Below are 5827 nucleotides of genomic sequence, written 5' to 3'. Positions count from 1 at the left end.
CCCCCCCCCCCCCCCCGGTCCGCGTCGGCGTCGTGGTGAAATTGCCTTGAACGGGCTTCCATTCGGAGATCGAGGCGTTAGACCCGGCCCATGTTGAACGCTTCCCCTATCGCCGAAGCCGTCGCCGCAGGGCGTCAGGCGGTTTCCGTCGACGCCGCCATGCTGGCCAAGATCACCGACATGGCCGGCGACTTCGCCATCAATCTGACCATTGCGGTCCTGATCTTCGCCGCGACGCTGTTTGCGGCCAAGTGGGCGTCACGGGCCTCGCGGAACGCCTTGTCGCGGGTGCGAGGCTTCCGGCACGATCCGACGGTCCTGAGCTTCGCCGTACAGGTGGTGCGGGTCGTCGTGGTGATCATCGGCATGATCGCCGTGCTGCAGCGGCTGGGGGTGCAGACGACCTCGATCATTGCGGTGCTGGGTGCGGCGTCCCTGGCGGTGGGCCTGGCCCTGCAGGGGACCCTGTCGAACGTCGCCTCGGGGATCATGCTGCTGGTGCTGCGACCCTATCGCGTCGGCGACGTGGTCGATGTGGGCGGGATGTCGGGCACGGTGCAGCGGCTGGACCTGTTCACGACCCAGTTGTCGAACGCCAACAACCACAAGATCGTCATCCCCAATTCCAAGGTCCTGAGCGACCCCCTGACCAATCTGACCGGCCAGCAGACGCGGCGGATCGAGATCAATTTCGGCGTCGGCTACGGCGACGACCTGAACAAGGCGCGTTGCGTCCTGGCCGATATGGCGGCGGCGCATGAGAAGGTGCTGGATGACCCGCATCCGTGGACCGGCGTCACGGGCCTGTTGGACAGTTCGGTGCAGGTGACCCTGCACGCCTGGGTCAAGGTCGAGGACTGGTGGCAGACCCAGGCCGATCTGATGCAGGGCGGCAAGGAGGCGCTGGACGCCGCCGGGATCGAAATTCCCTTCCCCCACCAGGTCGCTGTGCCCTATGGCGATGAAGACGTCATGCCAGTCGTCCGTGTACGGACGTTGGAAGACGGCGAGCATGATGTGAAGGTGAAGACGCGCTGATGCGATACGATTTCGGATCCGACAACACCGCAGGCATGGCGCCCAGCGCGGTCGAGGGGCTGGTGCGGGCCAACGCCGGCTACGCCCGTTCCTATGGTTCAGACGAGGTCACGGCGCGGGCCGCCGACCAGATCCGTCAACGGCTGGACGCCGACGCCGAGATCAGATTCGTGTTCAGCGGCACGGCCGCCAACGCCATCGCCCTGTCTATGCTGGCCTTTCCGTTCGAAGCCGTGCTGGCGCACCATACCGCCCATGTCTGCACCGACGAGACGGGCGCGCCCGGCTTCTTCGGCCAGGGCGTGGGCCTGATCGGTCTGCCGGGCCTTTCGGGGCGGATCGATCCGCTGGCGTTGAAGGCGCAACTGGCGGAGCCCGAGGTCGGCCACCGCCAGCCGCCGGCGGCCCTGTCGCTGACCCAGGCGACCGAGTATGGCGCGGTCTATACCGAGGAGGAGTTGCGCCATCTGATCGAGCCGGTGAAGGCCAAGGGATACGGCGTCCATATGGACGGGGCGCGGCTGGCCAATGCGGCGGCGGCGGGCTTCGACCTGAAGGATATTCCGCGCCTGGGCTTGGACGTGCTGGTGTTCGGCGGGGCCAAGGCGGGGGCGAACTGCGTCGAGGCCCTGGTCCTGTTCGACAAGAGTCTGGCGCGGCGGTTGGACAATCGGCTGAAACAGGCCGGACAGGTGGCGTCCAAGGCGCGGCTGCTGGCCGGGCCGATGCTGGGCCTGCTGGAAAGCGGCGATTGGGAATCCGGCGGCGCCCACGCCAATCTGATGGCGCAACGGCTGGCGGCGGGTGTGGCGACGCGCTCGCCCTATGTCCTGGCCCATCCGGTCGAGGCCAATACGGTGTTCGTGCGGATGCCGGCCGAGGCGCACCAGAGGCTGAACGCCCTGGGCTGGGCCTGCTATCAGTTCGACGACGGATCGGTGCGGTTCGTCTGTTCCTGGGCGACGCAGGAAGAGGCCGTGGACGAGCTGATTGAGGCGGTCGCGGGCCTGAACTGAGCCCTTGTCGCGCGTGCGGCCTTTCGCCGGTCGCATAGTCTGTCCATATGCGGATCATGGCGATGCGCGGAGAGCGCTCTGGCGGCCGGCGCGACCCTATGATCAAGGCGCAACAGGCGGGGAGCATGCAGGAAAAGACAGAGGGACCCCCGACGCTGCAGGCGTTGGCGGACCTGGTGCGGCTGGTGGGTCGGTCGGGCGCGCCGCAACTGCGGTTGCGGCTGGTTTCGGCCGTCGGTCTGACGCTGGCGGGCAAGGCGTTGGGGGTGCTGGCGCCCCTGATGCTGGGGGCGGCGGTCAATCGGTTGGCGGCGGGGCAGGGGGCGGCCGTAGCGGTCGGCTGGGGTTTCGCGGCCTTCGCGGTGGGCTGGGCCATCGTGCGCTTCCTGTCGTCGGTCGCGCCCCAGGTGTCGGACGTGGTGTTCGCCCCGGTTCGGTCTGCGGCGCAAAGGAAGACGGCGGCCGAGGTGTTCGCCCATGCGCTGAGCCTGTCGCTGGATTTTCACCAGACCAAGCGGTCGGGCGCCCTGTCGCGGACCATGGATCGCGGTTCGCGAGCGGTGGACTTCCTGTTGCGCATCCTGGCCTTCAACCTGGTTCCGACCGGGGTGGAACTGGTGCTGGCGGCGGCGGTGCTGGGCGGCAAGTACGACTGGCGGTTCGCGGCGGTCGCGGTGGCGGTGGTGGTGGTCTACACGGTCGCGACCTTCGCCCTGTCGAACTGGCGGCTGGAACATCGCCGGATCATGAACGCCGCCGATTCCGAGGCGGCGGGGGTCTCGGTCGACGCCCTGCTGAACTATGAGACGGTCAAGTCGTTCGGGGCCGAGAGCCGGGCGGCCCAGACCTATGACCGGGCGCTGGGCGACTACGCCCAGGCGTCGCTGAAGGCCAACAGCTCGCTGGCCCTGCTGAACGGCATCCAGGCCCTGATCATGAACCTGGGTCTGGGCGTCATGGCGGTGATGGCCGGATTCGAGGCGGCCGCCGGGCGGATGGGGCCAGGGGATGTGACGGCGGCGGTGCTGATCATGATCTCGCTGTATGCGCCGCTGAACATCCTGGGCTTCGCCTATCGCGAGATCCGCCAGTCCTTCATCGACATGGAGGAGATGCTGAAGGTGACGCGGCTGACGCCCCAGGTGGCGGATGCGGCCGACGCCGCCCCCCTGCCGCGGCCGGTCGATGCGCGCGGGGCCTCGGTGGAGTTCCAGCAGGTCGGCTATCGTCACGACGCGCGGGCCAGCGGGCTGGAGGACGTCAGTTTCGTCGCCGCGCCGGGCACGACCACGGCCCTGGTGGGACCGTCGGGTGCAGGCAAGTCCACCATTGTCAAACTGGCGCTGCGGCTGCTGGATCCGCAGGAGGGGCGGGTCCTGATCGACGGCCATGACGCGCGGACGGTGACCCAGGCCTCGTTGCGGGCGGCGGTGGCCCTGGTGCCGCAGGACGTGGCCCTGTTCAACGACAGTCTCTACGCCAATATCGCCTTCGCCCGGCCGGACGCGGACGCAGCCCAGGTTTGGGCGGCGGCGGCGGCGGCGGAACTGTCCGACTTCATCCAGGGCCTGCCGGACGGGATGGAGACCCGGGTCGGGGAGCGCGGGCTGAAACTATCGGGCGGGGAACGCCAGAGGGTGGGCATCGCCCGCGCCCTGCTGGCCGATCCCTGCATCCTGATCCTGGACGAGGCGACCAGCGCCCTGGACAGCCGCACCGAGGCGGCGATCCAGAAGACCCTGCGCCGGGTCAGCCAGGGGCGGACCACCCTGGTGGTGGCGCACCGGCTGTCGACCGTGGCCGACGCCGATCAGATCCTGGTGCTGAAGGCCGGGCGGATCGTCGAGCGCGGCGCGCACCATGAGCTGGTGGCGCGGCTGGGCGGGGAATACGCCGCCCTGTGGCGCAAACAGACCCGGGCGGGCAAGACGGTTCAGGCCGGAGACTGAGGCGACGTCGGCAGCTTGCGTTTCAGGACTTCGCTCAGATTGGCCATGATGGCGATGCGGGCTTCGACCGTGCCGGGGGCCTGGGGCGGCAGGCTGAGCAACAGCTTCATCGCCTGGGCGTGGACCGTGGCGATACGCCAGTCGAATCCGCCGTGGCGGGGGGCCGCGTCCAGCAGGTCGCACAGACCCTTGGCCGCCGTGCACAGGTCGTCCAATGCGAAGGGGCTGGCGGCGTCGATGATCTGGCTGGAGGCGGCATAGGCGGTGTCCAGACGCAGGGCTTCGGGGATGTCCGGCGTCGGCGGGGCCAGCAGGGCGGCGATATTCTCGGATATGATAGCCTGGGCCTGGTCCTTCAGCCCGTCCAGATTGGCCTTGGCCTGGGCCAGGGCGACCCCGACGCTGACGCCGCCGGGCCGATCCACCATCTCGGCGAGACGGGATTTGCGCTGGACGTGGGTGATGACCGTCATGCGAACTCCATCGTCTTCTTGCGGATCATGTCGGCGCGCCGTTCTTCCCCGTCATAGTCGTCGTGCCGGAAACGGCGATCCGGTCCCAGATAGTCCCCGACCTCGAGGAAGGGGCGGCTGTCGCGCGCGACCCACAGGATCCGCTCAAGCAGCATGGCGGCGCTGAACGGCTTGGTGACGACGAAATTGGCGCCGCAGTCGCGGGCCTCGGTCACGCGTCCACGCCGAATATGGCTGGCCGTCATGATCACGGGCGTGAAGGCGTTGGGGTTGGGTCCGGAACGGCGCAGCCAGCGCACCAGTTCGAAGCCGTCGATGTCCGGCATGTCGGTATCGACCAACAGCAGATCGACCGGCTTCTCCTGAAGGAGGCGACGCGCCTCGGCGCCTTTGCCGACGGTGAAGGCGGGACGAATGCCGAATCCGGCCAGGGCGCCCGTCGTCAGGGTCAGGGAGAAGGGCGAATCATCGACGACCATGGTGATGGCGCCGCTGAGGTTGAAAACCGCGCTTTCTCGAAGGGAATCGCCCTGTGTCGCCATGCTTGGTAAGATTTCGCCCCCGTCAGGCGGGAAACTTCACCTGATTTCATGGACGCGGAGTTAACGCTGTTCGGTCAAAGCGCCCCGATGGCGTAGAAGCGGTCGGCGCGCTGTTTGCGGATCTGCTGGGGCGACAGGCCTTCGAAGGCCTTCAGCTCTTCGGCCAGGACGTCGCCGACATTGGCCATGGCGGCGGCGCGGTCGGTGTGGGCGCCGCCGACGGGTTCGTCGATCAGCCGGTCCACGATCTTCAGCGCCATCAGGTCCGGGCCGGTGATCTTCATGGCCATGGCCGCGTCCCTGGCCCGCGCGCCGTCGCGCCACAGAATGCCGGCCGCGCCTTCGGGCGAGATGACCGAATAGATCGAATGTTCCAGCATCAGCACGCGGCTGGCGGCGGCGATGGCGATGGCCCCGCCCGAGCCGCCTTCGCCGGCGATGGTGGCGATGGAGGGGACGCCCAGGGTCAGGCAGCGTTCGGTCGAACGGGCGATGGCCTCAGCCTGACCGCGCTCCTCGGCGCCCAGGCCCGGATAGGCGCCGGCGGTGTCGATGAAGCTGAGCACCGGCAGGCCGAACTGTTCGGCCAGGTCCATCAAGCGCACGGCCTTGCGATAGCCCTCGGGCCGGGCCATGCCGAAATTATGGGTGATGCGGGTGGCGGTGTCGTGGCCCTTTTCCTGGCCCATGATGACGACGGGCCGACCGCGGAACCGGGCCAAGCCGCCCAGTATGGCCTGGTCGTCGCCGAACTTGCGGTCGCCGTGCAGCTCGTTCCAGTCGGTGAACAGGCTCTCGACATAGTCGAC

At 68.3% G+C, this 5827-nt stretch carries 6 protein-coding genes; 3 read left to right on the top strand and 3 right to left on the bottom strand.

What is annotated here, in order from left to right; genetic code table 11:
* Positions 1 to 90: 90 nt before the first annotated feature.
* The 3 genes from Q7J26_RS09745 to Q7J26_RS09735 all read left to right on the top strand — a co-directional run bounded on the left by Q7J26_RS09745 (position 91) and on the right by Q7J26_RS09735 (position 4003).
* On the top strand, positions 91 to 1038 hold the full coding sequence (locus Q7J26_RS09745) for a mechanosensitive ion channel family protein (protein ID WP_304936259.1): 948 nt from the start codon (positions 91 to 93) through the stop codon (positions 1036 to 1038).
* Complete coding sequence (locus Q7J26_RS09740; protein ID WP_304936258.1) at positions 1038 to 2054, top strand: low specificity L-threonine aldolase; 1017 nt, start codon at positions 1038 to 1040, stop codon at positions 2052 to 2054. The genes Q7J26_RS09745 and Q7J26_RS09740 overlap by 1 nt, the downstream gene beginning before the upstream one ends.
* Before the next feature lie 125 nt (positions 2055 to 2179).
* On the top strand, positions 2180 to 4003 hold the full coding sequence (locus tag Q7J26_RS09735; protein ID WP_304936257.1) for an ABC transporter ATP-binding protein/permease: 1824 nt from the start codon (positions 2180 to 2182) through the stop codon (positions 4001 to 4003).
* Here Q7J26_RS09735 and Q7J26_RS09730 read toward each other — a convergent pair.
* From Q7J26_RS09730 to Q7J26_RS09720, 3 genes are all read right to left on the bottom strand, one after another.
* Positions 3988 to 4476 carry a chemotaxis protein CheE gene (locus Q7J26_RS09730; RefSeq protein ID WP_304936256.1) on the bottom strand — a complete coding sequence of 163 codons (489 nt, stop codon included), beginning with the start codon at positions 4474 to 4476 and terminating at the stop codon, positions 3988 to 3990. The two genes, Q7J26_RS09735 and Q7J26_RS09730, sit on opposite strands and share 16 nt — an antisense overlap.
* A complete protein-coding gene (locus Q7J26_RS09725; protein ID WP_304936255.1) occupies positions 4473 to 4955 on the bottom strand; it encodes a response regulator in 483 nt (160 codons plus the stop codon). The genes Q7J26_RS09730 and Q7J26_RS09725 overlap by 4 nt, the downstream gene beginning before the upstream one ends.
* A gap of 137 nt (positions 4956 to 5092) precedes the next feature.
* On the bottom strand, positions 5093 to 5827 hold a 735-nt coding region (locus Q7J26_RS09720), incomplete at its 5' end, for an acetyl-CoA carboxylase carboxyltransferase subunit alpha (protein WP_304936254.1).

The organism is Brevundimonas sp. (assembly GCF_030656255.1).
Classification (GTDB): Bacteria; Pseudomonadota; Alphaproteobacteria; order Caulobacterales; family Caulobacteraceae; genus Brevundimonas.
This window is presented reverse-complemented; position numbering and strand designations above follow the sequence as displayed.

Bases quoted from the DNA above. Each gene is read 5' to 3' on its own strand.
- Q7J26_RS09745 (WP_304936259.1), top strand. From the start codon at position 91: ATGTTGAACGCTTCCCCTATCGCCGAAGCCGTCGCCGCAGGGCGTCAG.
- Q7J26_RS09740 (WP_304936258.1), top strand. From the start codon at position 1,038: ATGCGATACGATTTCGGATCCGACAACACCGCAGGCATGGCGCCCAGC.
- Q7J26_RS09735 (WP_304936257.1), top strand. From the start codon at position 2,180: ATGCAGGAAAAGACAGAGGGACCCCCGACGCTGCAGGCGTTGGCGGAC.
- Q7J26_RS09730 (WP_304936256.1), bottom strand. From the start codon at position 4,476: ATGACGGTCATCACCCACGTCCAGCGCAAATCCCGTCTCGCCGAGATG.
- Q7J26_RS09725 (WP_304936255.1), bottom strand. From the start codon at position 4,955: ATGGTCGTCGATGATTCGCCCTTCTCCCTGACCCTGACGACGGGCGCC.